This is a genomic window from Halobaculum sp. MBLA0143, from assembly GCF_041361465.1.
GTDB lineage: Archaea > Halobacteriota > Halobacteria > Halobacteriales > Haloferacaceae > JAHENP01.
In genome coordinates this window covers 1,047,444-1,072,177 of record NZ_JBGKAC010000001.1, presented here as the reverse complement: position 1 = coordinate 1,072,177, position 24,734 = coordinate 1,047,444, and the positions used below count along the sequence as shown (strand labels likewise).

The window sequence follows — 24,734 nt, the reverse complement described above, 5'->3', positions numbered from 1 at the left end:
GCTACTCCGCGCCGCCGCCCTCGCCGTCCTCGTCGCGGCCGACCGGCTCCGCCGGCACCCCCGCGACGGTCGTCTCCGGCGGCACGTCCTCCGTCACCAACGAGTTGGCCGCCACCTGCGCGTCCGCGCCGATCTCGACGCCGGGCAGGATCACCGCACCGGCGCCGATCATCGCCCGGTCGCCCACGACCACGTCGCCGACGCGGTACTCCGACTGGAGGAACTCGTGACAGAGGATCGTCGCGTCGTACCCCACGATCACGTCGTCGCCCAGCGTGATCCGTTCGGGCCAGAACACGTCTGGCGTCGCCTCCAACCCCCACGACACCCCCTCGCCGACGGTGACCCCCAGCGCCAACAGCAGTCTGTTCTTCAGCGTCAGGCTCGGCGACACCCTGACGAGCCACGTCACCACGTAGTTGCGCGCCACCTCGAACAGGCTCTTGGCCTCTCGCCAGTGCCACAGCGAGTTGCGGTCGCCCGCCGTCTCGTGTCGCTCCAGTCTGTCGTACCGCGCCGGCGCGTCGTCGTCGCTCACGCTCGGAGGGGAGTGGGCCGGTCGTCTTCAATACCGCGGTGGGCGTCGTGTCTACTCAGATCTCTACTGCGATCGGGAGGGATCGGATAGTAGCAGTGACAGTAGAGCTTCGAGACGAATTAACAAATTCTTTTACTATATTAGACACTACGTAGCTCGTGAACAGACGGGAGTTGGTGCTCGGTGGTATCGGTTCGATTCCCGTTGGAATTTTGGGTTACCACTGGCGAGTAGACACTCTACTCGATCCCAACTGGACACGGGCACGCGGCAACTCGGCAGAAGTCGTCGTTTCCCCCGGTGGAGAGCGAGCAGACGAGATATCGTTTGAGCGGTACGGGAGTGAATCCTGGGAGAGCACAGCAGAGTTCTCCACACCCGCAGCAGTGAACTACGTACTCGAGCGTCCTGTCGAGGAGGCGGACCCTGGCCCGACGAGAGGTATTGTCGGTCTTCCGTTCGGGAAAGTTGTCGGTGTCTCTCACGACACGACGTACGACGAAGAGGGTAACGTCGTCGGAGAGCCGTCGGTTTCGCTCTCTGAACTGGTCGGGAACTGTCCCAGTAGCATCACCGTGACGGTGGAGACGAACAGAAGAGAGCACTCGACCCGTCTCCCGGTTGCGATCTCCGACGGAACAGTCGTCCAACAGTAGGCTCAGTTGGAGACGATAGAGTACTGTGTCTTCGCTGCCACCCAGTGACAGGGTAGTCCGATACTCCGTAGTCTGACAGTTACCTCCTCTCCGCACTGGAATCCCGAGGAACCGATGGTGGCACCGACCGAGTGGTGCCCGAGAAGGTACGCATCTCCGTTCTCGGTCGAGTAGTACGGCCCACCCGAGTCGCCCGCAACCGTGTTGCTACTCCCCTCGATTGTGGTGTCCCTCGTGCTTTCACAGAGACGGTCGACAGTCAGGTTCGTGCCGATCTCCCCGGTCTCTTTACCGCTAGACTCCGACCTTACTGTACCCGTCGACTGGGTTGGAGACACGGTTACTGATCTCTTCACGGCTCGCACACCCGGCAATCGGTCGCTCCGTCCCGTCGGGCTCCCGGATGGCGTTCTCGATGTCGGCGTTCCCGGCGCTGTCGTCGAACACGACGAAGTCCTTCTCGTACACGCCACCGACGATTGACCCCACCCCCTCGTTCTGTTGGTAGGCTTCGTCGAAGGACTCGATCTCACAGTCGCCGAAGATGTGTGCCGCAGAGACCATGTACTCGTTCCCGTTGCCGTCGACGACGCGGTAGCCTGCGGTACCGTTCAGGTCAGCCTCAAGATAGTCGAGCACGTTGATTCCCCCACCGTACCTGTCGAAGTCCCCGCTGTTGCAGGCCTGCTGGACAGGTGCCGCCTCCTGTGGCTCCTGGCGGACTGGGAGACCCGAGACCTCCGTCGGGACGTTCGGTCGACCGGCCCCAGCGTCGTACGTCACCTCAATCTCGAAGCCGTTCGGCTCCCCGTACTCCTGTCGCTCCGGACGAGCCCGGTCGTGAAGATCTCGGGACGGTTCCCGAAGTGTTCTCTGTCGAACTGGCGGAGCAGTCTGCTCGCGCGGTCGTACTGGCGGTCCCAGCGGCGAAGGGCCTCCATCCACTCGACGACCTCACCGCCGCTCAGGTACTTCGGGACGCGCTTCGTTCGTTCTGTCGCGCCGACTGTGCTTGGAACCGCCGACAGCGCAGACGCTGACGCGAGAACCGATAGTACACTCCGTCTGGTCGTCGGTCCCGGCTCCGTACCGTTGGTTTCGCTCACGCTCGATAGAGATACGCGCGTGGCTACGTACACTCCTGCAGTGTACTGTCACGACACTCTCGGGAGATATCGTTCGCGTCCCGAGCGAGACCGGCGTCTCCGACGCCCACCACCACCGACGAGACGACCCGCGAGAAGACGGCGACGTTACTCCTCGGTCAGGACGGCGTTGACTTGGCCGCTCTGGCCCGGTCGGGAGGTGACGCGGGCGCGCCCCGCGCTGGTCTCGATCACGGCGCCTTTCGTGACGATGTTCCGGCGGACGTAGTTGACGTTCGCCGGGTTCTCGACGACGTTCTCGATCTCGGCGGTCTCCGTGTCGCCGTCGACGGCCACCTGGGCGGTGTCGGTCGACAGCGCCCGCACCTTCTGGCCGTTGCCGCGAGTGTCGACAGTCTGGATCCGTTCCTCGTCGACGGTCGTCTCGGCGGGCTCGCGGCCGCGCTGGTTCGCCTGTTTGTCGCTGGAGGGCACGCGTCGCCCACCCGTTCGCTTGCGCTTCCTGCGTCCGCTCTGGTCCGTCATACCCGCAACAACTGTACCGGCCTACTTATGGCCGACGCTTCGCCCGCCGGCTCACAGCGGCTCCGCGGCGCCACGGTCGACCAACGGCTCTGCGACCGCCCGCGGGAGCCGCACCACGTCCGACGCCCGGAGGTCGTACGCGCGGTCGTCCACTCCGAACACCTCGCCCACGTCGCTCGTCACCCGGACGGTCTCGCGGTCGTCGTCTGCGACGACCGCCGTCTCGTCGCCGGCCGCCTCGTCGGTCGCTTCCCCTGGGTCGTCCGCCGAGGGTGTCTGCGGCACCGGGTCGTCCGCCGAGGGTGTCTGCGGCTCCGGATCGGACGCAGGCGACGGGTCACCCGTCGGGGTGGCGCCGGAGTCGGTCCCCGGTGCCACGGAGGCGTCGGAGCTCGTCACCGACGTGTCGTCGCCGTGAGCAGCCTCCGGCGACCCGGCAGCGGCCGCAGCCTCGGCGGCAGGCCGGTCAGTCTCTGTCGTCGTCGGGCCGTCTGCAGACGACTCCGTCGCAGGCGCACTGTCCGCGGACGGCTCCGTCGCAGACGCGTCGTCGGCGGCCGTCGGGCCGTCCACGGACGACTCCGTCGGCCCGCCCATCGCGTCCGCCAACACGCTGCCGTCGTCGGCCGGCTCCGTCCCCCCCGTGGCCGTCTGGGTCGCGGCGGGGTCTGACGCCGTCTCGGAGGCTGTCGACTCTGGCGCAGTCGGATCGTCTGCCCCGGCCGACTCGCCGGGCGTAGTCGGATCGTCTGCCCCGGCCGACTCGCCGGGCGTAGTCGGATCGTCTGCCCCAGTCGGCTCGCCGATCACCGTCGATTCGTCCCTCTCTGCCGGGTCGGCGGGCCCAGTCGCTTCCGGGCCCGTCGACTCGGCGGCGCCGGCCGTCGCCTCCGACAGGGCGGCGTCTGCAGACTCCGTCTCCAGGCGCCCGAGGACGGACGCCTCGTTCGCCTCGATCCGTTCGACCACGTCCGCGAACATCTCGCGTTCCTGGTCCGTCATCCCGTCCTCCTCGGCGGGCATCCCGGCGGCGGCGAAGGAGGCGAGCTTCACCACCTTCCCGCGGCGGCGCTCGTACAGCGACTCGATCACCTCCTCTGCGGTGTCGATCTCGTCGGTCAGCCGCATCGCCTCGTCGGTGTACGGGTCGCCGGCGGCCTCGGCCCGGCGGCTCCGCTCGCGTTTCAGGTCCCGAACGTAGTCGACGGCGTCGTCGTAGAAGGAGTCACGGAGGTGCTGGAGGCTGTCCGTCCGCCGCTCCTGTTCTCGAACACTCCGTAGCTCCTCGAGATCCATCGTCGGTGTCGTGTCGTCTGTGGTGTCGCTGTCGTCTCTGTCGTGTCGCTCGGGTCACTCCGCCGTCTTCTCGGCGCGGCCCCGCGCCAGCAGGAACACGCCGACGAACTCGCGGACTGAACGTGTCCCCTCGGCGATTGTAAAGCTGTCGTCGGCGTCCGCACCCACCGGAACCGGACCGGGATCGGTCACGTCGATCATGATCCGTTGGCCCCGAAAGCGGTCGGCGACGGCGTCTCGTGTCGGCTCGAAGTCGGCCACCGCGTCGCGGTCCAGCCGCCGGACGACGAACCCCGTGCCGCCGTGGAGGCTGCCGGGCAGCCGGATCAGCCGCCGCACGTCCGTCGTCACCGGCTCGTCGATCGGTGCCGTCTCCTCGTCTACCACGCGATCCGCCAGCGCCCGGACCAGCGTCCCCGCGCCGGGGCCGAGTTCCACGTTGCCCGCTCGGACCCCCTCCGGGTTGTTCTGGAGCACGCCGTAGATCGTCCGGGCCGTCTTCTCGCCGACACCGTCCAGCTCTTGGAGCTCCGCCAACGCCGCCTCCTCCGGTAGTTCCCGCAGCCGCTCGGTGTACGACAGGAGCCGGTCGTGGACCCGTCGCCCCCAGCCGCCCTCTGCCCGCAGCGTCTTCTGGAGGGTGCCACGCTCGTTGGGTCGTTTCTCGATCAGCCCGTCCTCGTCGAGTCCCAGCCCGCGAACGTAGTCGACGATCTCCCGGCGGGCCTCGGAGTCCAGACCGGCGACGCTGTCGTCCCGGACGTGGACGTGGTAGCCGCGGCCGCCGGAGAACACGACCTGCAGTTGGTCGTCGCGGAAGCCGAAGTCCCGGACGAGCACGTCCAACAGGTCCTGGAGGGCCTCCTTGCAGGCGTGGAGCATCGCCGGGTAGCTCGTCGTCTCCGGATCGACGCCCGGGAGGTGGTCGGCGTCCAAGTCGAACACGAGATCCGCCCCCTGCCACCCTTTGTCCGCCATCGTCCGGTTGCTGGGGTCGTCGTACCGCGCCGCCGAGAAGTAGACGTGTCTGGGTGTCTCCCGCGCGAGGAACGACCCCAGCTCCGCCGGACCGCCGGCCACGTCCAACAACGACTGGTGGCGGACCATCGTCGTCCCCTCGCCGCCGGTGAACGGGATGTGACCCCACTCGCGGTGGTCTGCGTCCGGCGGCGGCGTCACCGTCCGCCCCCGGTAGTAGTCGCCGAACCGCCCGGCGAGGTAGGATCTCGTGCGACGCTCCATCAGATCGGTCACGAGGCTCGCCGGGCGTTTATTCGTTCTGTTCCGCCGGCTCCGCCCGCACGCACAGTCGACGGCGCCGACGACAGTCGAGGCCACCGACGACAGTCGACGCGGACCCGGACGGCGAGCGCGGAGGCGAGCCAGCCCGGAGGTGGATCGACGCCCCCGTCGGCGGCCCTGGGCGTGTTGCCGGCACGGCCGGCCCGGCCGACCTGCTCTCGCTCTTGGCCGAGGTCACTCGGGTAGCCGGAGGATTCAAGCCCACCCGTGTGAATCAGGGACACGGAATGGGACGGACAGACTGGGGGACGTCGACGACTGCGGGGTCGTCGTGGCGTCGCGGGCGACCATCGACCCCGTTTCGAGGACAGTGACGACGCCCACGGACGGGGCTGTGCTCCTGCTCGACGTCGACGGGCAGGTCGAGCGAGTGCTGACGACAGTCGACGAGGACGCGGCGCCACACGAACCCGAACCGATGGGCACGGACGTCTGCGAGGTGGTGGCGGCGACGGCGTCGGACCAGTTCGCGTCGGCGCTGGCGACGCTGGACGAGTCGGCGGAGACGTTCCGTCACGACGGCGTCGACGGCCACGGGCGCTTCGAGAGCCGGCTCTCGCCCGCGGCAGACGGGGACGGTGTCGTCTGGAACACCAGACGCGTCCGGCGGGAGTCGGACGGCCTGCTCGAACGGATCCTGGCGACGAGCCCCGTCGGCGTCGTCGTAGTCGGCGCCGACGGTGAGATCGAGACCGCGAACGAACGAGCCCAGGAACTGCTCGGGCTCCGCCGCGAGGAGATCACGGCCCGGACGTACACCGACCCGGAGTGGGAGATCACACACGACGACGGCAGCCCGGTCGCGAACGACGAACACCCGGTGACGCGCGTGTTCGAGACCGGCGAGCCCGTCTACGGCTTCGAACACTGGCTGGTCCGGCCGGACGGCGACCGGCGGTGGCTGTCGAGCAACTCCGCGCCGATCACGGACGACGACGGCGAGGTGGTGAAGGTGGTCGTCGGGATCGAGGACACGACGGACCTCAAGCGTCGGACCGAACGGATCCGCCGGCTCGTCGCCACCGAAGAGGTCGCCGACACCGGCGGCTGGCGCTACGACCCGGCCGCGGACACGGTCGAACAGACCGCCGGCACACAGCTGGCCCGACAGCCGGACACGGTGTCGCTCGACGCGGTCTGTGACGAGTACGACGACGACAGCGGGCGCCGGCTCCGCCGGGCGATGTCGGAGTGTCTGGTAGACGGGGAGCCGTTCGAACTGGAGCTACGCCGCGTCGGCCCACCCGAGGGGGAAGCCTGGGTCCAGGTCCGCGGTCAGCGCGTCGCCGCCGACAGGAGCGACCCGTTGGCGGACGGCGGGCTGGATCACCCGGTCGTGGCCGGCGTCGCCCGCGACGTGACCGGAGTGAAGCGTCGGGAACAACGGCTGTCGGTCGTCAACCGCGTCCTCCGGCACAACGTCCGCAACAAGCTCAACGTCGTCCACGGCGTCGCCGAACTCCTCCGCGACGACGACAGTGACGAGACGACGGTCCAGAGCCGTGCGGAGACGATCGAACGGGCCGCGGCGGACCTCGTCTCCGTCGCAGACGGGATCAGAGCGTTCCAAGAGGCGGTCGCGTCTGCCGACGACCCGGCGCCGACGCAGCTCGCGCCGGCCGTCCGGGAGGTGGTCGACCGCTACGACGACGGCGACGCGACGTTCCGGCTCGACTGTACGGACGCCAGCGTCTCGGCGTCGCCGCAGGCGGTGCGGTTGCTCGTCGAGGTCCCGGTGGAGAACGCGGTCGAACACGCCGGGCCGCGGCCAACCGTCGTCGTCGGCTGTCGCCGCGACGGCGACACCGTCGAGATCAGCGTCACCGACGACGGGGTCGGAATCCCGGAGGGTGAGCTCCGGGCGCTCCGCTCGGATCGAGAGACGCCCGTCGAGCACACCTCCGGTGTCGGCCTGTGGACGCTCCGCTGGCTGGCCGGGCGACTGGGCGGTGAGCTCCGGGTCACCCGTCCGAACGGCGGCGGCACCGCCGTCTCCGTCCGGCTACCGGCGGCGTAGTCGGCCGTGTACGACTGCCGGCGGCCTACTCGGCCGCGTGGAGCGTGACGTGGACCGTCGGGTCGTCGTCGTCGAAGCTGACGGTCATCTCCCCGTCGGACGCCAGGACCGTCCACCGGACCACCCACAGCTCCATGCCCCGCGAGTGCTCGATGGCCGTCTCGCGTTCGGCCGCGACCGCCTCCAGGTCCGACTGCGGAATCGTCCCGCCACGGTCCGTCACCGACAGGGTGACCATGTCGTCTTCCCGAGAGAGGTCGACGCGCAGGTCCGTCCCGGACTCCGTCGTCGCGCTCGGGAGCGACAGCCCGGCCGACAACGCCGCCGGCAGCTTCGGGTGCGCGGAGACGACGACCGGCTCGTCGGGGAGGTGGAGCTCGAACACGCCCGTTGCCTCCGCGGTGATCCGTTCGAGTACGTCCGTGAGCTCGACGCGCTGGCGCTCGTTCTCCTCGTCGCCGACGATCGTCTGGAACTCCCGGGCCTGTTCGCTGATCGCCTGGAGTTCCTCCGAAGCGTCGACGATCCGTTCCAGCGACGCCGCCTGGTCGACGCTCGCGTCGTCGCCGTCGCGTTCCGCCTCCAGCAACAGTCGTGCCGTGCCGCCGATCACGTTCGTGCGGTTGCGGATGTTGTGCCGGAGCACACGGTCTAAGACGGCCAGTCGTTCCTCTCGGGTGCGCCGCTCCGTCACGTCCTGTTGGAGCCCGAGGTAGTGTGTCACCTCGCCGCCGTCGTTGCGGATCGGGACGACGTCCAGCCGGTTCCAGAACGGGGTCCCGTCCTTCCGGTAGTTGAGCAGTTCGACCGACACGGGGCGTTCGTCGTCGATGGCCTGTCGGAGCCGGGCGACCGTCTCGGGGTCCGTCCCCTCGCCCTGGAGGAACCGACAGTTGCGTCCCAACACCCCCTGTCTGTCGTAGCCGGTCAGTCGCTCGAACGCCTCGTTGGCGTACACGAGCGGCTCGTCCGGGCGTCGGGCGTCCGCGACGGTGATCCCCTGGGCGGCCGCCTCCACCGCGCGACTCATCAGCGTGAGTCGCTGCCGCCGGCGACGCTGCTCGGAGAGGTCCCGGACGAGGAACTGGGCCGTCGGAACCCCCTCGTAGGTGACGGTGACGCCGGCCACCTCGGCCGGGAGCTCTCGCCCGGTCGCCGTCGACAGCGTCACCTCCAGGTACTCCGACAGCCGGCCGTCGCGGTCGACCGTCTCCAACGCCGTCTCCAACGCCGGCCGGTCGTCGGGGACGACGAACTCCGTGACTCGTTCACCCCGCAGCGTGTCGCCGTCGTCGAACCCCAACAGCTCCGCCCCGGTCTCGTTGGCGTAGACGATCTCCCCGTCGCGGACGAGGAGGATCGTCTCCGGCGTCAGTTCGACCAGCCGTTCGTACTGGTCGCGCACGTTCGACAGCCGCAGCGCCGTCCGTCTGGCCCGGAGGAGGTTCTCCAGACGACGCTCTAGCTCACCCTGGCGCACCGGCAGCGCCACCACGTCGTCGACGAGCTCGCGGCCGGCGTCGTCGTCCGGCAGCTCCGTGGCGCCGACCAGGAGGTGCGGGAGGTACACCGGGTCGGCGGCCCGTCGCCGGGCCAACAGCCGCCCGCCACACCGTTCCAGCGCCGTCTCGTCGAGCACCGCGACATCGTACTCCGGGAGGTCGTCCTCACAGTCTGTCGGGTCCAACACCGTCACGCCGTAGCTCCCGGTGCCGGCGAGCCAGTCTGCGAGGAGGCGCCGGTCGCGCCCCGGCGCCGCGACCACGAGGAGGTCGTCGACCGAGACTGTCATCTCTACGAGCCTACGGGGCTACGGGCAAGAAACCTACCGATCCTCCAGAGCGGCGACACGGGGGAAATGTTAACGCCCACGGCGTCGTGGTAGAACCGTGACCCAGACGGAGGCGGACACGGAACGGGGGCTCGACCGCGTGTCGACCGGGATCGACGGACTCGACCGCGTGACTCGTGGCGGGCTGATCGCAGAACGCAGCTACGTCGTCGGCGGGCCGGCGGGCTCCGGCAAGACGCTGTTGGCGCTGTCGTTCCTCGACGGCGCCGACGACGACGAGACGACGTTGCTTGTCAACCTGGAGGAGGACCCTGCGGACATGGTCGCCAACGCCCAGGCGGTCGGTATCGCCGCCGAGTCGTTCGAGATCTGTGACATCTCGCCGACGGCGGCGGTGTTCAGCCAGGACGGCACCTACGACGTGTTCGAGCCAGACGAGGTGGAGAGCGAGACGTTCCGGGACACCGTCCGGGAGGCCGTCGAGGAGACGGATCCCGACCGGGTGGTCGTGGACCCGATCACCCAACTGCAGTACCTCACGCCGGACGTCTACCAGTTCCGACAACAGACGCTCGGGCTGGCACGCTACCTCACGGACCGCGGGGCGACGGCCGTGTTCACCGCTCAGAACACGGAGTCGGCCCCCATCGACGACCTCCAGTTCGTGACGGACGGGCTGATCGCGCTGGACCCGACCGGCCCGGTCGACACCGTCTCGGTGCCGAAGTTCCGGGGCTCCGGCACGGCCGACGGGGAACACGCCTACCGGATCGACACGGACGGTGTCGCCGTCTACCCGGCGCTCTCTCCCCAGGAGGCGCCGGACCGGTCGGCGGGGTTAGAGACCGTCTCCAGCGGCGTGCCGGAGTTGGACGGCCTGCTCGGCGGCGGCGTGGAGCGTGGCACCGTTACGATCCTCTCGGGCCCGACCGGCGCCGGCAAGACCACGCTGGCGACGCAGTTCGCGGCCGCGGCCGCCGAGCGGGGTGAACACGCCGTCCTGTACCTGTTCGAGGAACGCGCCGAGTCGTTCCGGCAGCGGTCGGAGGCGGTCGGCATTCCGGTGGCGGAGATGGAGGCGGCCGGACGGCTGGAGGTCCACGAGCTGGAGCCGTTGGCGTACCCCCCTCAGGAGTTCGCCACTCGGGTGCGGACGGCGGTGGAGGACCGCGGAGCCGAGTTCGTCGGGATCGACGGGGTCTCCGGCTACCGTGTCACGCTCCAGGGCCGGGAAGAACAGCTCGGCAGCCGGCTCCACGCGCTGTGTCGCTACCTCAACGGCGCCGACGTGACGACGTTCCTCACGGACGAGACTCACGGCGTCGTCGGCGAGTTCACCGGCACGGGCGAGGACGTGAGCTACCTCGCGGACACGATCCTGTTCGTCCGGTACCTGGAGCTAGACGGGGAGATCCGACGGGCCGCCGGCGTGTTGAAGAAACGCACCGGCGACTTCGAGCGGGCGCTCCGCCGGTTCGAGATCGGCGCGGACGGCGTAACGCTGGGCGAGCCACTGACCGGGCTCCACGGGATTCTCTCGGGGACCCCTCGGACGACCGGGGAGTGACGCGGCTCAGTCGGCGGCGTCCGGCCGGAGCGACCGGCTGACGGACAGCCAGGTCCGCCGGCGGAATCGCAGGAGGTTGACGACCATCGGCACGAGTGTCTCGGCCACCAGCGCCGCGAGCAGTCCGACGGCGCCCAGCGTCGTCACGGTGCCCAGGTACGCCAACGGCAGCGCGACGAGGTACAGCCCGGCCAGCGCGGCGACGAACGGCACACGGGTGTCGCCGGCCCCCCGGAGCGTCCCGGTGACGGAGCCGTCGACGCCGAGCGGCACCGCCGACACCGCCGCGACGGCGACGAAGACGGCGGTCGTGTCGACGGCGCCGGCGTCGACGAACACGGCCGCGACCGGGCGGGCGGCGACGGCGACGACGGCCGCCGCGAGCACGTACACCACCGCAGAGAGGTTGACGATCTCGCGGCCGTACGCGACCGCGCTCGTCTCCTCGGCGGCGCCCAGCGCCTGGCCGACGAGCGTCGACGCCGCGACGGAGAAGCCCCAGGTGAAGCTGTTGAGCAGCTGCCGGACCTGTCTGGCGACGCCGATCGCCGCGAGCACGATCTCGCCGAACGTCGCCGCCACCGCGAGCAGGGGGAACACGACGACCCCCTGTGCGATCCGGCGGGCGACCAACGGCGCCGCCACCCGGCCGAGTTGACGCAGGAGGGGGACGGACGGCCGGGTCCGGAGGCCGACCGGGAGGGGACTGGCCCCGCGGCCGAAGTACGAGCGACCGGACAGCCCCCAGGCGAACACGAGCGTGACGACGCCCGTGGCGGCGGTCGTACCGACGGCGGCGCCGAGGACGCCCAGTCCGGCGCCGAACACGAGCACGACGCTGACGAGGACGTTCAGCGCCGCGCCGGCCGCGCGCACCCCCATCGGTGTCACCGTGTCGCCGACGCCGGCGTACGTCCGGGAGGCGACGAGGTTGATCCCCTCGAACACGAGCCCGGGGGCGACGACGGCGAGGTACGTCGCTCCCAGGCGGGTGGCGTCGGCGCCCCCGCCGACGAGCCCGACGAGCGGGCCGGCGGCGACGGCGTAGACGACCGCGACCGGGACCGAGAGTGCCGTCGCGGCCAGCAGACTGGCGGCGACGGCCTCTCGGGCACGCCCCTCGTCGTCGCCCCCGACGTTCTGTGAGACGAGCGAGATCGTCCCGCCGGCCAGCCCGATCAGGGCGAACTTCCCAACCTGCCAGAAGGCGGCCGCGACGGACAGCCCCGCGACCGCCTCCGCTCCGACCGCGATCCCGACGATGGCCAGATCCACCGTCCGTTTCGACATGATGGCGAACCCGGTGACGATCCGCGGCCACGAGAGGTCCACCGTCTCCCGGAGCCGCCGCTCACCGATCACGTTCGCCGCCGACAGCAGTCCGGCCACCGTCGCCGCGAGCCGCGCGAGTCTCCTCACTGTCGTCTGCCAGGCACCGGCGCCGAAAGGGGCTGTCGGCTCCGGCCAACCGGGGACAGATTCAGGAGGCTCAAGCGCGTGTCGCTCGTATGCACATCGGCCCGACCGCGTCACACCGCCTCCGCGAAGAGATCGCACGCGAACTGTTCGGCGAGAGCGAGGACTCGGCCCTCGACACAGACGACGCCGACCGCCCGCACGACGAGCGTGCCCGGGCCCGGGCCCGGCGGGACGACGCCGCGACCGAAGGAGAACACACCACGCGGCGGGACGACGGCGAAGCCGACGACGGGACCACACGTCGAGACGACGGCGAAGCCGACGACCGACCGTTGGCAGAGCGAGCGACCGACTCCGTGTTCGAGTCGGAGCCGGCGACGGACGTAGAGATCCTGACGGGTGACGGCGGGGAGTAACGCGCCGGTCACTCCGCGGCGACACCGGCTGACGACCGATCTTCCACGACACGGAATCCGGTGAACTCGAAGCGTGCTCCGCCGTCGTCGCTCTCGACGAGCCGAACCTCGGCCCCGTGAGCCCGGGCGACCGACCGGACGATCGAGAGTCCGAGCCCGGTGCCGTTCTCGCCGGTCGTGTACCCCTCCTCGAACACCGTGTCGCGGTCGCCCTGATCGACGCCGGTGCCGTCGTCCGCGACGGCGAACCCGGCGGGTGTCGAGTCCACGGTGACGGTCAGCTCCGCCCCGTCGCCGCCTTCGGCGGCGTGTTCGACGGCGTTGCGGAACAGGTTCTCGAACGCCGAACGGAGTCGGCCGGCGTCGGCCGCGACGACTCGGTCCGTCGGCGTCGCCAGCGTCGCCGCCCCGGTGTCGACCGTTCGCCAGGCGTCGCGAGCGACGTTCGAGACGGACACCGGCTGCGTCTCTTCTACCACCTCACCCTCGCGGGCGAGCGTGAGGGCGTCTTCGACGATCTGTGTCATCCGGTCGGTGGCGCGTTCTGCGGCCGCGATCCGCTCGTTCAGTTCCTCGTCGTCCGTCCCCCGGCGAGCCACCTCCAGGTTGCCCCGGATCACCGCCAACGGGTTCCGGAGGTCGTGGCTGACGACGGAGGCGAACCGGTCGAGCTGTTCCGTCTGGCGTTCCAGGTCTGCCGCGTACGACTCCGCGGCCGTCACGTCGCGGAGGCTGACGACCGTCGTGGTGTCGTCGACGGCCGACTGGGAGACGACCATCGACCGTTCTTCCCCGTCGACGACCGGCTCGATCCGGTCTGCGAGCCGTTCGGCGAGCGGGCCGTCGTCGGCCGTCAGCAGCGCCGGGGCGGCGGCCGACAGCGACGCTCCGGACTCCACGTCCGGGAACACCCGGGCGGCGGCCTCGTTGTAGTCGACGACGGTGTCGTCCGAGACGACGAGGATCGGGTCGGACAACGAGGTGATGATCGACGCCCGGGTGACGGGCGACAGCCGCAACAGCCCGCCGCCGTACAGTCCGACGGCGACGAGCCCCATCTGGACGGCGTTGGCGACCGCGAGGTAGGTGAGCCACCCCGGGCCGAACACGTTCACGACCCGCAGGAGCGCCAGCCCGACCGGAGCGACGACGGCCGCGGCGAGCACCAACGACTGCCGGCGGCTCTCCCGCCGGGAGCGCAGCGCCAGTCGCGCCAACAGGAGGATCACGGCCGCGAGCAGGACGGACGCGACGGTCCAGGTGACGGGGTACGCCGGGCCGCGAGCGTACGTCACCCCCCCGGAAGACGACACCTGGAGGTCGGCGAACACGAGCTGGGTGGCCGGTGTGGTGAGGATGGCCGTCGCCGCCAGACAGAACACGCCCGCGAGCGTCGCCGCGACCGGACGCCGCCGCCACCGGCTCTCGCCGGCGTACTCCGAGAGGAAGACGAACCAGCCGATCAGCGACCCCCACTGCAACACCCACGCCAGCAGAAACGCGGGCGTCGCGTACGGGCGAACGGAGCGACTCACGACCGCCAGCGCGAACGACCAGACGACGATCACTCCCCCGGTCGCGGCGAACAACCGGCTGGCTGTCCCACGACCCCGAGAGACGGCCAGCCACACTGCCGCCGCCGTCACCGCCGCCGAGAGGAACGCTGCCCCGCCGTTCGCCAGCCCCATGTCGAGCACTGCGTACGTCTCCAACAAGAACTAGAGTAACTAAATTCTTGTCGAGACGGATGGACTGTCGACGGAGTGACTAATCACCAGACAGAGACGGACCGAACCCGATTCCGTCCTGCTCCTGTCCGACCGTTTACCACTTCTTCTTTAACTCTACAAAAGTAAAACTATTCGTCGGTCGGCGGCGGTGGACGGCGAGTGTCGCGAGCGCTACGAGCACCGAAGGGGGCCCCGAGCCGGCGACCCCGGTCGCCGTCGACCGTCGCGGTCGCCGCCGACTTCGCACACGCCGCGATCACAGAGGAGTGACCGGTCTGGCGTCGTCGAACCCGACCGGCACAGAAGCCGGGTCGAACTGCGTCGGCTCTGTGAACTCAGTGTCGCCGACACGTCCGTCGTGTGTCTCTCCTCGCCGCACCTTGTCCGACAGTAACTCCCGGGGAACTGTCTCTCGCCGTCGTCGGACAGGTCACTCGAGAGGTTACTCGTCGCCGGAGTGGGACGTAGTTCCGGGTGTCAGGAGACGGCCGTCGCCAGGTCCGCCTCCGTGACGATCCCGACGGCGGTGCCGCCGTCCGTGACGACGACAGCTTTGTAGTAGTCGAGGAGGTTCTGGATGCGCTCGACCGTAGCGTCGGGGGCGACACTGGGGAACGACTCGCTCATGACGGCGCTGACGGGGAACGACCCGACGTCGTCCGTCTCCCCGCCGGCCTGGCTCACGTCCGTGTAGGAGATCGACCCGACGGGGACGCCGTTGTCCAACACCGGGAGCTGGGAGTACGCCTCCGAGTCCATCGTCGTGACTGCGTCGGAGACGGCGTCGTCGGGCGACACGCTGACGATCCCCTCGTGCATCACGTCCGCGGCGCGGACGACCCCGCCTTCGGCCTCCTCCAACGCCTCGACGATGCCGCGGAGTGTCGACAGCCGGGGGTCGACGTCGTCGCCCTCGATCCGCGCGATCAACGGCTGTGACACCCCGGCGCGCTCGGCGAGTTCGCTCTGTGTCAGCTCCAACTCCTCCCGGCGCTCCAGGAGGTCGCCCGGTGTCGGCAGATTCACGACAGTGTGATAACTCCCGGTAATTTATAAATTGTTCGCCTCGACGGGGGTCAGGCGGCCTCGTCTGCGGGGACCTGCTCCGGATCGGGGTCTTCCACCACCTCGATCACCTCCAAGGGGATATCTCGGAGTGCGCCGCCGACCTCGCTCTTGGCGATCCGAGCGGCGTGTTCCTCGCTGTCGGCGTTGTAGATCTCGATCTCCAGGAACAGTCCGACGAGCGCCGTCTCGGCGGCGATGAACGCGGAGTCGAACTGCTCGCCACAGGCGGGACACGGGGTCGCCCCGACGTTCACCTCGACGTACTCCTTGTCCGCCTCGTTGAGACGGCGACCGGCCTCGCTGACTGCGACTCCGATAGCGTCGTCGACCTCCTCCACGTCTCGCACCAACCACGCAGCCTCCAGCGCGACGAGGTAGTTGCTCATACCCACCGGTTCGAGCGTGGGGCTTTCGACTCTTGCGGTTCGGTGCGCTCGGCTGACAGGTTCGGTCTCGCCCGTCACACGGGCGTACGCGCCGCCCGTTATTCTCGTAACTTACACACTGGCCGCACCCGACGTAGCGGGAGTATCCGACTCGGACCGTCGACCGGTCGGGAACGTGTCGCCCGGCCGCCAGGTCGACGGAATCGCGGGACGGCGACGGGACGCCTCGGGCTGGGCCGGCGACGGGCTTATACCTGGGCGTACCCCCGTGACGGCTACGGCAGATGACGAACGCGACCAGCACGGTTCGACGCGCGACGGCGTTCACACTCCACCAGGTGACGGTCCTGCTCGGGATCGTCACCCTCCCCCTTGCCCTGTTGGCCCGCCGGGCCGGGGTCGTCCTCCCGGTCGGCCGGCTCGTCGAGTGGGCCAACGAGACGTACGACAGTCACACGGACGGAGACACGGAGTAATTCTCAAGCGGACGGCGTCGGTCAGTCACGACCGTGACCTCGACGCGACAGTACGGAGTGGCACTGCTGGTCGGCGGCGCCGCCACGGCCGTCGCCGGGCTCGCCAGACAGAGTGATCCGGTGTTCGGCGGCACTGGCCCCGTCACCCTCGCCGCCGTCGGGTGTCTGTACGCGGCCACGGGACTGCTCGTGACCCGTCACCCGGAGCTCGTCTGGGGCCGACGGAACGGGTCGAGCCTCGCCGCGGGGGTGTTCGGCGGCGGGCTGACGTTCGGCGGGACGACGCTCGCGGCCGCGCTCGCGCCTCCCGGCTACCCCGCCGCCGTCGCGCTCGGCCTCGGACTCGGCGTGTTCGGATTCGCAGTCGGCCACTGGAACGGCACGGACGCCGACCCGGAGTCGGCGACGGAGTGAGGCCCTCCGATCACGGCGACGGCGTCACCACGGGAAGGACGCTTTTATCTGCCGCGCCCACTTACTCTGCGTCAATGCGACCGACTAGCGATTCCGACGATCTGATCTCGGGCGTCGACGACCAGACGGTGTTCGGCCCGGAGATCGGTGAGTTCGAAGACACGGAGCGGCGCGCCGCGGCCGACGACGCCGGCGAGATGAAGACCGGCACCACCACGGTCGGCCTGAAGGCCGACGACGGCGTCGTGATGGCGACGGACATGCGTGCCTCCCTGGGCCCGATGGTCTCCTCGAAGAACGTCCAGAAGGTGGAGGAGATCCACCCGACGGCCGCGCTCACCATCGCCGGCTCCGTCTCCGCCGCACAGAACCTCATCGAGACGCTGAAGGCCGAGGTCCGGCTGTACGAGGCCCGCCGCGGCGAGGACATGAGCATGGAGGCGCTGTCGACGCTGACGGCGAACCTGCTGCGCTCCGGCGGCTTCTTCATCGTCCAGCCGATCCTGGGCGGCGTCGACAGCGAAGGCAGCCACGTCTTCTCCATCGACGCCGCTGGCGGCACGACGTACGAGAACTACACCGTGACCGGCTCCGGCTCCCAGTACGCCCTCGGTGTGTTGGAACAGCAGTACGAGGAGGGCATCTCCGTCGACGACGCCGAGACGGTCGCGGTCAGCGCAGTCCAGTCGGCGATGGAACGCGACACCGCCTCCGGCAACGGAATCAACCTCGCGGTCGTCACCGACGACGGTGTCGACGTCACTCAGGAAGAAGACATCGACGCGTTGCTGTAGCTACGGCAGCTTCTCGTAGCTCGCCTCTAAGTCGACGACGGGCTCCGGGTAGTCGATACCCAGTTCGACCCCGTGGCGACGCTGCTGGGCGGGCGTCAGCGTCCACGGCTCGTGGACGGCGTCGGCCGGGACGTCCGACAGCGCCGGCAGCCACCGCCGGACGAACGTCCCGTCGGGGTCGTACTTCTCCGCCTGTGAGGACACGTCGAAGTGGCGGTTGCGCGAGTCGTTGCCGACGCCGGCGATGTACGCCCAGTTGCCGTAGTTCGAGGCCGGGTCGTAGTCGACGAGCCGCCGTTCGAAGTACGCCGCCCCCCGACGCCAGTCGATCCGGAGGTTGTTGGCGAGGAAGCTCGCCGCGATCTGGCGGCCCCGGTTGCTCACGTAACCCGTCTGGTTCAGCTCGACCATGTTCGCGTCCACGAACGGGATCCCGGTTGCGCCCTCACACCACCGGCGGAACTGACTCGCCGCCTTCGGGTCCGTCTCCGGGTCGGCCCAGTCGATCTCGCGGTCTCTGATCCCCGGCCGTTCGAAGAACGTCGCGCCGTGTTTGGCGACCTGGAACTGGAAGAAGTCGCGCCACAGCAGTTCGAACACGAGCCAGTAGGTGTCGTCGTTCGACACTCGTTCCGCCTCGTACCGGTCTACCTCCCGTTTCACGTACCGCGGCGACAGACAGCCCTCGTTGAGGTACGGTGAGAACTTCGAGGAGTAGTCCGGACCGACCATCCCGTTGCGGGTGTCGCGGTACGACCGGAGGTTGTCCCCGTCCCACATCCACGACTCCAGTCGGTCCAGCGCCGCCGACTCCCCGCCGGGGAACGGGTGGACACCCCGGTCGTCCGGTGTCGCCGGCTCCACGCCGAGCGTCTCCGGAGTCGGGATCTCACCGGGTGACGGCTCCGTCGCCGGCGTCGGCGGGAGTTCGGGCGTCTCCAACGGCTCGCGCACCTCGGCGCCCGCCTCCACCGTGTTCCGGAACGGAGTGTACGTGTCCTGAATCTCCGTGTACCGGACCGGGAGGTCGTCGACGTGGTACAGCGTGTGCCCCCAGTGGCGTTCCGTCGCCGTCGGACGGTTGCGGAACTGCTCGCGGACGGCCTCCTCGACGCCCATCTCCTCGGGCGACGGCCGGGTGTGGTAGTGGACGGTGTCGGCGTCGACGGCGTCGGCGACCGTCCGCAGCGCCCGTTCCGGGCGCTCGTGGCGGACCAGCAGTTCGCCGCCCCGTTCGCGGAGTCGCTCCCGGAGGTCGGCGACCGCCTCCCGCCGGAACCGGACCCGGTGGGCGCCGGTCTTCCGGTAGCGGAAGGAGTCGCGGCCGCCGAACGGGCGGTCGCCGTACTCCCGGGGGTCGAAGCAGTACACCGCGAGCAGTTCGTCTGCGGCCGCGGCGGCCGCGAGCGCGGGGCTGTCGTGGAGTCGGAGGTCGCGTCGCAGCCAGAGAACGTCGGTGTCGGACACAGCCACACCAGGGGCCGGGGTGACTTCAGGCCACTGGAGAACGCGGTGGGGGTGTGAGAGCCGCCGTCACCCCGGACGGTCCCCGGCCGTCCGGCGTGCGTCACAGTCGTCGGCCGTTGCAGAGTCGAGACGCCTCGCGAGTCGTGTCAGACGCGCTTGGATCGGGCCTCGCGGACACTGGCCCCCTCGCGGACCATGTCCTCACAGGAGGGGCAGACCCGAACGTCGTCCATTCCCGGTGGCGCGAACACTCGGACGTACCGCTCCGTGACGAACGAACCACAGTTTCTACATTGCGGCATGTGTCGTACGGCAGGGACTACACCCACCTATTGTTTGGGGCCGTCGGCAATTTACGAGAATCTCGTCTGTGGGTCACGTTCCGACCACGGCGAAGGCGACGAGAAAGCCGAAGTACAGCAACACGAGCACACCCAAGGCGACGTAGCGGTAGCGTCTGAGCGCCGTCCACTCCGCCTCGGCGGCCGAGCGGTACGCCGCCGCCTCCGCGTCCGTCACGACGCCCGGGTGAGCCTGGCCGCGGTGGAGGTTCAGGTGTCGTTCGCGCGCGAACACTCGGTCACAGTGAGGGCAGTCGAACCGTTCCGCGTCTGCCGGCACGGACAGCTCCGTGTCGTCTGGTTCGTCGGTCATACGTACGGCGGGGCCCCTCCTGGGGTCGTCACGATCCACAGGGCGATCATCGTGTACGCCACCATCACGACCGTGATCCCGTACTGGCTCCGGACGGCCTGGAGTCTGTCCGGGAACAGGTCGTACGACACCGTGTGTGCCACCCAGACGGCCAGGAGGTGACCGGCCAGGACGGTCGCGATCCCGACGGCACCGAACCAGGCGGGCACGACGAGTGTCGGCACCGTCGCCGGCGGCGACACCGGCGCCGCCAGCACGGTCAGTGTTGCCGGCGTCAGCGCCAGCGTCGTCCCGAGCGTGTGTGCGAGGTGGTAGCCGGCGGCGATCGCCAAGAGCGACGGCGTCACCCGTCGGACGAGCGCCGCGGGCGTCAGGAACGTCGCCGCCGTCCGGCGGGCGAGTCGCCCGGCGGCCCACAGTCCACCGAGGAAGGCGGCGAACCCGACGAGCAGGAGTCCGACGTAGGCGACCAACGGCGGGAGGCCGGCGCCGACGACCGTCTCCGCGACCGTCTGCCACAGCCCGGTGCCGACGAAGCCGTCGTACGTCGTCGCGTACACGACGGCGACGACCAACGCCACCTCGTCGCGACCCGTCACCCAGTCCGTCTCCGTCGCGCCGGTGCCGGGCAGCCGGACGGTCCAGCCGTCTCCGGTCCGGGCAACCGGCGCCACCCGGCCGTAGACGGCCGCCAGCCGCGACAACGGGTCGGCCGTCCCGAACCAGGTCGCCGACCCGAACACGACCGCGCCCGCGACTGTCACGACCCCGTAGCCCGCGACCACGACCGCGAGCAGCCGCGGGTCGTCCGCCATCGGCGTCACCACCTCCAGGAACACGAGCCCGAGCACACCCGCCGTCGCCGGCCACGCTCCCAGGCGGTCCGGGTACGCCCGGTCCAGCGTCGGCAGCAGTTCGGCCACCGTCCGGAACGGGTCGACCGTCGGCCAGGTGTCGCCGACGAGGTACGTGGAGGCGACGAACGCCCCCCACCACCCGACCCAGACGATCAGTGTCGCGGCGTTGCGGGCCGGCTCCGTCGGCGTGACCGACCCCGCAGACAGCCCGGTGATCAGTACGAGCGCCAGCCCCACGAGTCCCAGCAGTCGGCCGGCGACGCCCCCGACCCGGCCGACCCGGACCGTCGGCCCGCGCCAGCCGTCGATCCGCGTCAAGAACGCCCGGTCGGTGACGAACGACGCCAGCAGGAAGGAGGCGCCGACGACGCCGCCGCCGGTCGCCAGGAACAGCCACGTCGGCACGGCCAACGACTCCGGGGCCGTCCCGCGGAGCCCGCCGCTGTGTGCCAGCCCACGTCCGGTCAACCCGGCGAGTCCGACCGCAGCAGCCACGGCGGCGCGTCGACGCGTCGACATCGCCGGCGAGTTCGGGCGCCGCGGTCGTGTAGCTTGCGAAACGGTTGCGTCACGGGAGACGTCTCCGGTGACGACACGCTCCCGGCACCGGCGGTCGCCGGTGGAGTTCCCGCCCGTGCGAACCGCTCGGAGGCTGTCGGAGCACGAACCCTTCACCGACAACCGCCGGAGAACGAACCTCCCCACCGACAACTGCCGGGACGCGAACCACACCGACGACCGTCGGCCGCGTCGCTCCCGGCGTCGCGGCCGTCAGGCCGCCTCGATGGCCGTCTCCACGTCCGCCGCGATCCGGCGTCGGAGCCGGTCGCTGGCGTCCGTCGTCTCCACCTCGTTCTCCAACAACACCGTCTCGCTGGGGAACAGGTGTTCGCCGACGACGAGCCCGTGGTCGCGGGCCGTGCTCCCGGTGACGGTGAGGTACACGCCGACTCCGGTGTCGGCGACGGCCGCCTCCTCCTCACGCCCCGTCTCCGGGTAGCTGAACTCGACGCCCGACAGCGCGTCCGTCCCGAGCACCGCCTCCACGAGCCGTTCGTAGCGCGGCGAGATACACAGCGGCCCCTCGTAGTCGGCGACGAACGACCGGTCTAGGCTCTCGCCCGCGGGTATCGTCTCCGGCGTCGCCATCAGCGTGTGGTAGACGGTGTCCCCGAGCCCGGTTGCGATCCGTACGTCCGTGTCACGCGGGTCGATCCGTTCGTTCACGTCTGCGATGGAGTCGACCCCCTCCGGCGCCAGTGCCACCACCTCCTCCAACACCAGATCGGCGGAGTCGAACCCCAGCGCGAACTCGTGGGTACGGAGCGCGCGGAACGGCTCCTCCCGGCCGACGAGCCGAACGGGGGTGCCGTCCGCTCGGATCGTGGCGCTGTCGAACACGACACGCCGCGGGTGGCCGGCACGCTCGTCCCGCACGAGCGTGTACTCCGGTCCGCCGTCCGTGTCGCTGTACGACGCCAGCCGGTCGTACACGTCCGCGTCGGCCGTCTCCGCCCCTTTGGTCACCGCCTTCTCGTAGCGGAGCGTCGTGGACACGTCGTCGGCCAGCGCCGTCGCCGACGACCCGCCGACCCCCGCGAGTCGTTCGAGTGCTGCCTCCAGCGGGCGACCTTTGCGCGGCACTGCGACGGCGACTGGCGCTGTCATCGTCGTTCGGTTCGCGCCGTCGGGGAAAAACGACTCGTTTCCGTCACTCCGTCCCGTCGCCGCCGGGGCCGAACGCCGACGACAGCTGGTCGCGGAACTCCTGGAGCTCCGTCACGTCCGACTCCACGTCCCGGACGGACGACTGCACCTCCGCGACCCGGTCGTCGACGAGACTCTCGACGGTGTCCAGTTCACCCTCCAACTGCCGGACGGAGTCGCGCACGCCGGACAGCTCCTCCGTCCCGACCGTCCGTTCGTCCAGACTCGACAGCTCCGTTCTGACCTCCGCGAGTGACGCCTCCAACTCCTCGGTCGTCGTCGTCAGCTCCTCGTGGCGGTCCGTCATCTCCGACCGGGTCGTGTCTACGGTGTCGGTGAGCTCCGACACCTCCTCGCGCAGCGCCGACACGTCGCTCGCGACCGCGTCCACCCGGTCGTCCGTCTCGTCCACCCGGTCGTCCACCCGCTCGACCGCCTCGTCGACGTCCGCGACGGCCTCGAACAGCTCGTCCGTGTCGGCCGCGACCTCGCGCACGTCGTCGGCGACGCTCTCTACGTCGCCCGCGACCGCGTCCACGTCTTCGTCGACCTCGTCCAGTCGGTCGCGGGCCGTCGCGGCCGTCTCCTCGGCGCCCGCGGCCCGGTCGAGCGCGTCGTCTGCCGTCGCGGCCGCCTCGCCGGCCGTCTCCGCCGCCTCGACCGCGTCCGTCTCGACGCCCGCCACCCGGTCGTCCAACGACGCTACGTCGTCCGTCACGTCGTCCAGCCGCTCGGTCGCGACGCCGAGGTCGCGGCTCAACTCCGTCACCTCCGCGGTCACGTCGCCGACCTCCGTCTCGACGCTCTCGACCGTCTCGCGGAGCCGTTCGCGGGCCTGCTCGGCCGCCGCGACCGTCTCGCGCATCTCCTCGACCGACTCCCGGAGCTCGGCCGTCTCCGCCTCGAACTCCTGGATCAGCTCGTCGCCGGTGCCGTTCTCGTCGATGAACGCCGCGAGCGCGTCGCTGTACGCCTCCAGATCCGCCACCTGCGACTGGAGTCTGGTGATCCGGGTGTCGACGCTCGTCGAGTGGTCCAGTTCCAACTCCCGTGCCAGGGTCGCCTTCGCCTCTGCCGACACCTCGCCGCGCCGGAGCTCCGTCGCCAGCGTCTCCGCGACGGACGCCTCGTCGTCCGTCGACGCCTCCGTGCCACGGTCGCCCTCGTAGCCGTCCGTCCCGCCGACCTCGACGGCCACGTCGCCCGGCTCGTGGTCGGTCTCTGACGCCGCCGCGTCGGCGGCCTCGACCGTCCCGAGCCCCGGCTCGTCTCCGGCTGCGTCGGCGGCGTCGCCAGGCTCCGGGTCCGCCGCCGTCTCGTCGGGCACGACGGGCTCGTCTGCCGCCGGCTCCGCGTCCGCTGCCGCCGGCTCTGCGTCCGCCGTCGCTGGCTCGTCGTCGGTCACGGCCGGCGACTCGATCGTCTCGTCTGCCGTGCCGACCACGTCCGTCGCGTCCGGGTCGACCGTCGCCGGCTCCGGTCCCTCGTCGACGGCCGGTGACTCGATCGTCTCGTCTGCCGTGCCGACCGCGTCCGTCGCGTCCGGATCGACCGTCGCCGGCTCCGGTCCCTCGTCGGTCGCCGTCTCCTCGGCCGGCGACTCCTCTGCTGTCGGCTCGGTGTCCGTCTCGACTGGGGCCGGCGACTCCTGTTCTGCGAGTGGGTCGTCCGCGGGCTCGGGGTCGGCGAGCGGGTCCTCGCCGGAGTCGACGAACGAGTCGTCTGCGGGGTCAGGCTCCGCCAGCGGATCGTCGTCACCGGGGTCTGCCAACGGATCGTCGTCGTCGCTGGACTCCGCCAACGGATCGTCGTCACCGGGATCCGCCAACGGATCGTCGTCACCGGGATCCGCCAACGGATCGTCGTCACCGGGATCCGCCAACGGACCGTCGTCACCGGGATCCGCCAACGGACCGTCGTCGTCGCTGGACTCCGCCAACGGATCGTCGCCGTCGCTCGCCTCGGCGATTGGGTCGTCCGTGGCCTCCGTCCCGCCGCCGAGGAACCCGCCGTCGTCGCCCCCCAGCGGGTCGTCGCCGCCGAGGACGGACTCGTCCGCGCCGGCGTCGGTCCCCGGCACCGCGTCGCGGTCGCCGGACAACACGTCCCGAACGATCTGTGAGGAGTCGTCGCCGATCACGTCCGTCACGTCGCCGGCGGGGTCGCTCTCCTCGGTGGCCTCCGTCACCGCCGGAGGGACGAGGAAGTCGTCGACGCCGTCGAGATCCTCCGTCCGGATGCCGTACACCGTCTCCACCGTCTCGCCGGGGTCGATCCGCCGGCGGAACTCCACACGGTGGTCCTGGTAGGCGGTCCAGTGCTCCGCCTCGTAGTCCGGGTGGAAGCCGACACGGTCCATCGGGAACGACTCCGGGATCTGGTCGACGAGCAGGAACTCCACGGACTCCGCTCGCTCGGAGCTGATACGGAACGCGATGGCGGGCACGGGAAACTCCTCGGCGTCGAACCGCTTGTCGACGACGAGCCCGTCGCCTTCCACCTCGACTGATTCGTCGCTGTCGGACCCCTGGCTCATGTCCGTCCGTT

23 protein-coding genes are annotated in these 24,734 nt (G+C 70.1%); 7 read left to right on the top strand and 16 right to left on the bottom strand.

Features of this window, described 5'->3' with window-relative positions; translation table 11 throughout:
- Position 1 precedes the first annotated feature (1 nt).
- The gene (locus RYH79_RS05585) at positions 2-538 is read right to left on the bottom strand and encodes an acyltransferase (protein WP_370897057.1); all 537 of its coding nucleotides are present in this window, start codon (positions 536-538) and stop codon (positions 2-4) included.
- Between the two features lie 158 nt (positions 539-696).
- On the opposite strand from RYH79_RS05585, the gene RYH79_RS05580 reads away from it, so the two are divergent.
- Positions 697-1,194 carry a hypothetical protein gene (locus RYH79_RS05580; RefSeq protein ID WP_370897054.1) on the top strand — a complete coding sequence of 166 codons (498 nt, stop codon included), beginning with the start codon at positions 697-699 and terminating at the stop codon, positions 1,192-1,194.
- A gap of 294 nt (positions 1,195-1,488) precedes the next feature.
- Here RYH79_RS05580 and RYH79_RS05575 read toward each other — a convergent pair whose 3' ends face one another.
- The 4 genes from RYH79_RS05575 to priS form a co-directional block, all read right to left on the bottom strand.
- Positions 1,489-1,977, bottom strand: coding sequence for a hypothetical protein (locus RYH79_RS05575; RefSeq protein WP_370897052.1), 489 nt, complete (start codon positions 1,975-1,977; stop codon positions 1,489-1,491).
- Between the two features lie 470 nt (positions 1,978-2,447).
- Positions 2,448-2,825, bottom strand: a complete 378-nt coding sequence (locus RYH79_RS05570) for a 30S ribosomal protein S8e (RefSeq protein WP_370897050.1) — start codon at positions 2,823-2,825, stop codon at positions 2,448-2,450.
- Positions 2,826-2,876: 51 nt separating this feature from the next.
- Positions 2,877-4,121, bottom strand: coding sequence for a hypothetical protein (locus tag RYH79_RS05565; RefSeq protein WP_370897048.1), 1,245 nt, complete (start codon positions 4,119-4,121; stop codon positions 2,877-2,879).
- Between the two features lie 54 nt (positions 4,122-4,175).
- Positions 4,176-5,363 (bottom strand): DNA primase catalytic subunit PriS, encoded by a 1,188-nt coding sequence (gene priS / locus RYH79_RS05560; protein WP_370897046.1) that lies wholly within the window; start codon positions 5,361-5,363, stop codon positions 4,176-4,178.
- 394 nt (positions 5,364-5,757) lie between these two features.
- Here priS and RYH79_RS05555 point away from each other — a divergent pair, with 394 nt between their 5' ends.
- Positions 5,758-7,440 (top strand): PAS domain-containing sensor histidine kinase, encoded by a 1,683-nt coding sequence (locus tag RYH79_RS05555; protein ID WP_370897044.1) that lies wholly within the window; start codon positions 5,758-5,760, stop codon positions 7,438-7,440.
- Positions 7,441-7,465: 25 nt separating this feature from the next.
- Here the strand turns inward: RYH79_RS05555 and RYH79_RS05550 are convergent, their stop codons facing one another.
- The gene (locus RYH79_RS05550) at positions 7,466-9,232 is read right to left on the bottom strand and encodes a PAS domain-containing protein (protein WP_370897042.1); all 1,767 of its coding nucleotides are present in this window, start codon (positions 9,230-9,232) and stop codon (positions 7,466-7,468) included.
- 97 nt (positions 9,233-9,329) lie between these two features.
- Here RYH79_RS05550 and RYH79_RS05545 point away from each other — a divergent pair, with 97 nt between their 5' ends.
- Positions 9,330-10,799, top strand: a complete 1,470-nt coding sequence (locus RYH79_RS05545; RefSeq protein WP_370897040.1) for an ATPase domain-containing protein — start codon at positions 9,330-9,332, stop codon at positions 10,797-10,799.
- Between the two features lie 6 nt (positions 10,800-10,805).
- Here the strand turns inward: RYH79_RS05545 and RYH79_RS05540 are convergent, their stop codons facing one another.
- A complete protein-coding gene (locus RYH79_RS05540; protein ID WP_370897038.1) occupies positions 10,806-12,218 on the bottom strand; it encodes an MATE family efflux transporter in 1,413 nt (470 codons plus the stop codon).
- 89 nt (positions 12,219-12,307) lie between these two features.
- Between RYH79_RS05540 and RYH79_RS05535 the strand changes: the two genes are divergently transcribed.
- Positions 12,308-12,634, top strand: coding sequence for a hypothetical protein (locus tag RYH79_RS05535; protein WP_370897036.1), 327 nt, complete (start codon positions 12,308-12,310; stop codon positions 12,632-12,634).
- An 8-nt stretch (positions 12,635-12,642) separates the two neighbouring features.
- Here RYH79_RS05535 and RYH79_RS05530 read toward each other — a convergent pair whose 3' ends face one another.
- From RYH79_RS05530 to RYH79_RS05520, 3 genes are all read right to left on the bottom strand, one after another.
- Entirely contained in the window at positions 12,643-14,346 is a 1,704-nt protein-coding gene (locus RYH79_RS05530; RefSeq protein WP_370897034.1) for a sensor histidine kinase, read from the bottom strand.
- Between the two features lie 495 nt (positions 14,347-14,841).
- On the bottom strand, positions 14,842-15,390 hold the full coding sequence (locus RYH79_RS05525) for a CBS domain-containing protein (RefSeq protein WP_370897032.1): 549 nt from the start codon (positions 15,388-15,390) through the stop codon (positions 14,842-14,844).
- 50 nt (positions 15,391-15,440) lie between these two features.
- The gene (locus tag RYH79_RS05520) at positions 15,441-15,818 is read right to left on the bottom strand and encodes a DUF555 domain-containing protein (protein WP_370897030.1); all 378 of its coding nucleotides are present in this window, start codon (positions 15,816-15,818) and stop codon (positions 15,441-15,443) included.
- 284 nt (positions 15,819-16,102) lie between these two features.
- Between RYH79_RS05520 and RYH79_RS05515 the strand changes: the two genes are divergently transcribed.
- The 3 genes from RYH79_RS05515 to psmB all read left to right on the top strand — a co-directional run bounded on the left by RYH79_RS05515 (position 16,103) and on the right by psmB (position 17,502).
- Complete coding sequence (locus RYH79_RS05515; protein WP_370897028.1) at positions 16,103-16,294, top strand: hypothetical protein; 192 nt, start codon at positions 16,103-16,105, stop codon at positions 16,292-16,294.
- A 33-nt stretch (positions 16,295-16,327) separates the two neighbouring features.
- Positions 16,328-16,708, top strand: a complete 381-nt coding sequence (locus RYH79_RS05510; RefSeq protein ID WP_370897026.1) for a hypothetical protein — start codon at positions 16,328-16,330, stop codon at positions 16,706-16,708.
- Between the two features lie 74 nt (positions 16,709-16,782).
- Positions 16,783-17,502 carry an archaeal proteasome endopeptidase complex subunit beta gene (gene psmB, locus RYH79_RS05505; protein WP_370897024.1) on the top strand — a complete coding sequence of 240 codons (720 nt, stop codon included), beginning with the start codon at positions 16,783-16,785 and terminating at the stop codon, positions 17,500-17,502.
- Here psmB and RYH79_RS05500 read toward each other — a convergent pair whose 3' ends face one another.
- The 6 genes from RYH79_RS05500 to RYH79_RS05475 form a co-directional block, all read right to left on the bottom strand.
- Positions 17,503-18,969, bottom strand: coding sequence for a DASH family cryptochrome (locus RYH79_RS05500; RefSeq protein ID WP_370897022.1), 1,467 nt, complete (start codon positions 18,967-18,969; stop codon positions 17,503-17,505).
- A gap of 146 nt (positions 18,970-19,115) precedes the next feature.
- The gene (locus tag RYH79_RS05495; RefSeq protein WP_021045078.1) at positions 19,116-19,271 is read right to left on the bottom strand and encodes a DUF7563 family protein; all 156 of its coding nucleotides are present in this window, start codon (positions 19,269-19,271) and stop codon (positions 19,116-19,118) included.
- Positions 19,272-19,344: 73 nt separating this feature from the next.
- Complete coding sequence (locus RYH79_RS05490) at positions 19,345-19,623, bottom strand: C2H2-type zinc finger protein (RefSeq protein WP_370897020.1); 279 nt, start codon at positions 19,621-19,623, stop codon at positions 19,345-19,347.
- Positions 19,620-20,999: a hypothetical protein gene (locus tag RYH79_RS05485; protein WP_370897018.1), complete on the bottom strand. Its 1,380-nt coding sequence runs from the start codon at positions 20,997-20,999 to the stop codon at positions 19,620-19,622. Before RYH79_RS05485 ends, RYH79_RS05490 begins: the two co-directional genes overlap by 4 nt.
- A 252-nt stretch (positions 21,000-21,251) precedes the next feature.
- Entirely contained in the window at positions 21,252-22,148 is an 897-nt protein-coding gene (locus tag RYH79_RS05480) for a phosphoribosyltransferase HisG-related protein (protein WP_370897016.1), read from the bottom strand.
- A 43-nt stretch (positions 22,149-22,191) separates the two neighbouring features.
- On the bottom strand, positions 22,192-24,723 hold the full coding sequence (locus RYH79_RS05475; RefSeq protein ID WP_370897014.1) for a hypothetical protein: 2,532 nt from the start codon (positions 24,721-24,723) through the stop codon (positions 22,192-22,194).
- Positions 24,724-24,734: the final 11 nt, after the last annotated feature.

Bases quoted from the DNA above. Each gene is read 5' to 3' on its own strand.
- RYH79_RS05570 (WP_370897050.1), bottom strand. From the start codon at position 2,825: ATGACGGACCAGAGCGGACGCAGGAAGCGCAAGCGAACGGGTGGGCGA.
- RYH79_RS05565 (WP_370897048.1), bottom strand. From the start codon at position 4,121: ATGGATCTCGAGGAGCTACGGAGTGTTCGAGAACAGGAGCGGCGGACG.
- priS (WP_370897046.1), bottom strand. From the start codon at position 5,363: ATGGAGCGTCGCACGAGATCCTACCTCGCCGGGCGGTTCGGCGACTAC.
- RYH79_RS05550 (WP_370897042.1), bottom strand. From the start codon at position 9,232: ATGACAGTCTCGGTCGACGACCTCCTCGTGGTCGCGGCGCCGGGGCGC.
- RYH79_RS05535 (WP_370897036.1), top strand. From the start codon at position 12,308: ATGCACATCGGCCCGACCGCGTCACACCGCCTCCGCGAAGAGATCGCA.
- RYH79_RS05520 (WP_370897030.1), bottom strand. From the start codon at position 15,818: ATGAGCAACTACCTCGTCGCGCTGGAGGCTGCGTGGTTGGTGCGAGAC.
- RYH79_RS05515 (WP_370897028.1), top strand. From the start codon at position 16,103: ATGACGAACGCGACCAGCACGGTTCGACGCGCGACGGCGTTCACACTC.
- psmB (WP_370897024.1), top strand. From the start codon at position 16,783: ATGCGACCGACTAGCGATTCCGACGATCTGATCTCGGGCGTCGACGAC.
- RYH79_RS05495 (WP_021045078.1), bottom strand. From the start codon at position 19,271: ATGCCGCAATGTAGAAACTGTGGTTCGTTCGTCACGGAGCGGTACGTC.
- RYH79_RS05490 (WP_370897020.1), bottom strand. From the start codon at position 19,623: ATGACCGACGAACCAGACGACACGGAGCTGTCCGTGCCGGCAGACGCG.
- RYH79_RS05485 (WP_370897018.1), bottom strand. From the start codon at position 20,999: ATGTCGACGCGTCGACGCGCCGCCGTGGCTGCTGCGGTCGGACTCGCC.
- RYH79_RS05480 (WP_370897016.1), bottom strand. From the start codon at position 22,148: ATGACAGCGCCAGTCGCCGTCGCAGTGCCGCGCAAAGGTCGCCCGCTG.
- RYH79_RS05475 (WP_370897014.1), bottom strand. From the start codon at position 24,723: ATGAGCCAGGGGTCCGACAGCGACGAATCAGTCGAGGTGGAAGGCGAC.